The 1993-nt window shown below is 57.9% G+C and carries 2 protein-coding genes; both read right to left on the bottom strand.

Annotated features, from left to right (window positions below; all coding sequences use genetic code 11):
• Window positions 1–32: 32 nt before the first annotated feature.
• Window positions 33–977, bottom strand: a complete 945-nt coding sequence (locus AX708_RS12930; protein WP_067490205.1) for a DUF6493 family protein — start codon at window positions 975–977, stop codon at window positions 33–35.
• Entirely contained in the window at window positions 974–1624 is a 651-nt protein-coding gene (locus AX708_RS12925; RefSeq protein WP_197426394.1) for an SWIM zinc finger family protein, read from the bottom strand. Before AX708_RS12925 ends, AX708_RS12930 begins: the two co-directional genes overlap by 4 nt.
• Window positions 1625–1993: the final 369 nt, after the last annotated feature.

Genomic DNA, 1993 nt, shown 5'->3' with positions numbered 1-1993 from the left:
GGCGTCAAGCTAACCCGCTGACACCACTCAACTTAATTTCGGATCAGGCTCTTAGCCTTCTCGACCTTTGCGAGCATATCGATGGCAAACTTGGCGACGTGGCTAACCGGGTGGCACAAAAGCTCAATGTAGTCCGGCTGATGGTCGATCAACTCAGCCGCTGTTGGCTCCATGGCTCGGTAGAACTTGTGATAACCTGATAGCTGATTCTGTTTGATGTCCAAGCGCAGCCCATCGAGCGCAAGGCGCAGCAGATGCGCTCTCTCCAAGTGGCCAGCGCGCGATAATCTGATCAAAGCTTGGGGCCACGTCTCATAGTGGGCCGGTGCGCCCTTGGTCAGCCAGGCATTGGTATTGAAGGCGTTGGTCTCGACCCTGAACAAGCCATCGATGTCCGGGATCAGTTCCGGAGCCTTAAGCAGTTGTTCGCTCAAAGCAGGAACATATTCCTCTTTCCTGCCGTAGAACCCCGTCCGCATCATGTGATGGGCGAAAAGGCGGTAGTAGCCGTCGGACTCCGGTTTGCCACAGACGCGATCCTGAACCCAGCCGTGTAGGGTTGGAAATTCGATTGAAGTCCCTTGTTGCTCCAGTTCGTGCGCGATCCAGTCGTCCATCCATTCCGGCCTGCGATCGCGAATGACGCGCTCAAGCGCCGGGGTATCATCATGCCAGACACGAACCTGCCACTTCTTGACAGCAGACAGTGGCCCAACCGCAAAGATTGCGAGGCACGCGTTGCGGTTTTCCCTAGAATTCCATTGTGACCAGACCTCGCCCGTTCGACGGGAGAGAAACTCCTTCAGTCGGTCCGATGCAGACGCATTCGGCTTCCCCTCCGATAGCTGGCGGTGCAGCTTCTGGGCGCTGGACGACAGCTTGGCACGTTGCTTATCGTCCAAGCCAGACAATGCATTTGCGAACCCCATCGTATCTTTGGTCGAAAGGACCAATTCTTCGAGGTCATCGGCAGTCATAGGTCCTCGCTCCCCGATTCCTCGTCCTGCATAAGGAGCGTGGCGGCAAGGACGTGCTTGCACGCGCCGCGTTGGCCCAGATACTTGCTGAACCATGGGCAAGTGCAGGAATCGCCATCGTCCGAAAGGGTCACCAGATGAACCGTGCCGGTACCATCAACTTCGAACTTTGCCGGATCGGAAGCGCCATCCACTCGCCGTACCTTGCCCGCTTCGATGAGTTTGCGAGCATTGCCCAGACGCGGTTGCATTTCCTCCACCTTGGCAAGATCAAACGGTAGTTCTCGATGGAAGTAATGCTCGTTGATTGCGTCGTAACCGGCGAGCCCGCGCGTGCCGAGAATGCCCAATGCTGCCTTGACCTCCGAACCGGAGGCACCGATGTCTTTTGCCAGTTGTTCCGTGTCTACCTGTGACTGCCACTTGAGCGCAGCCCGGACCTTGGCGATCGTTGCCTCGGGAGGCGGCGTGGCGAGAGTTCGCAAGAGCTGACCCTCTCCTGAAAAGCCTCGGAATACTTCCGGGCTGATCATGAGAAAAAACGTCCCTTCCGGATAAACGATTTCCCAAGCGCTCGCGCCGCTTTCGTCGTCGGACCAGACACGCAATCCCTTGGCCCGAAGCAGCAACGGTTCGATCACCTTCACCCGATGAGTGCCGAGTATCGGAACTGCTCCGTTCTGACTCCGCTGGGTGAGGCGGATGGACCGCCCTGAGGGTATGGCGTAGCTTGGCATCTTGGGGCGAGATGCCTTGGGGAGCCCCCTCACAAACCTCAGTCCCTCTGCCGCTGTCACTTCCATTCTTGGCTCTAGACGCGGCTGATAGGCTTGGACCTCGCTGAAGCCCTTGATCCACCGAAGCGGCAGTTTGACCTTTTTCTCGATTGTCTTGGCGCCGTCGCGGGACAGTACGACCTCGTCCGCTCCGACAGCGAATTCGACGTCCTCTTCGTCGCGCAGCCTAACCTCTCTTATTCATGAGGGTGCGTTTGCAGGCTACCCGGCGCCGGCGGT

Origin of the sequence: Erythrobacter sp. CCH5-A1 (genome assembly GCF_001557115.1) — a bacterium.
Taxonomy (GTDB): domain Bacteria; phylum Pseudomonadota; class Alphaproteobacteria; order Sphingomonadales; family Sphingomonadaceae; genus Erythrobacter.
Note: the sequence above shows the minus strand (reverse complement) of the source record. Positions and strands in the feature narration are given on the sequence as shown.

Bases quoted from the DNA above. Each gene is read 5' to 3' on its own strand.
- AX708_RS12930 (WP_067490205.1), bottom strand. From the start codon at position 977: ATGACTGCCGATGACCTCGAAGAATTGGTCCTTTCGACCAAAGATACG.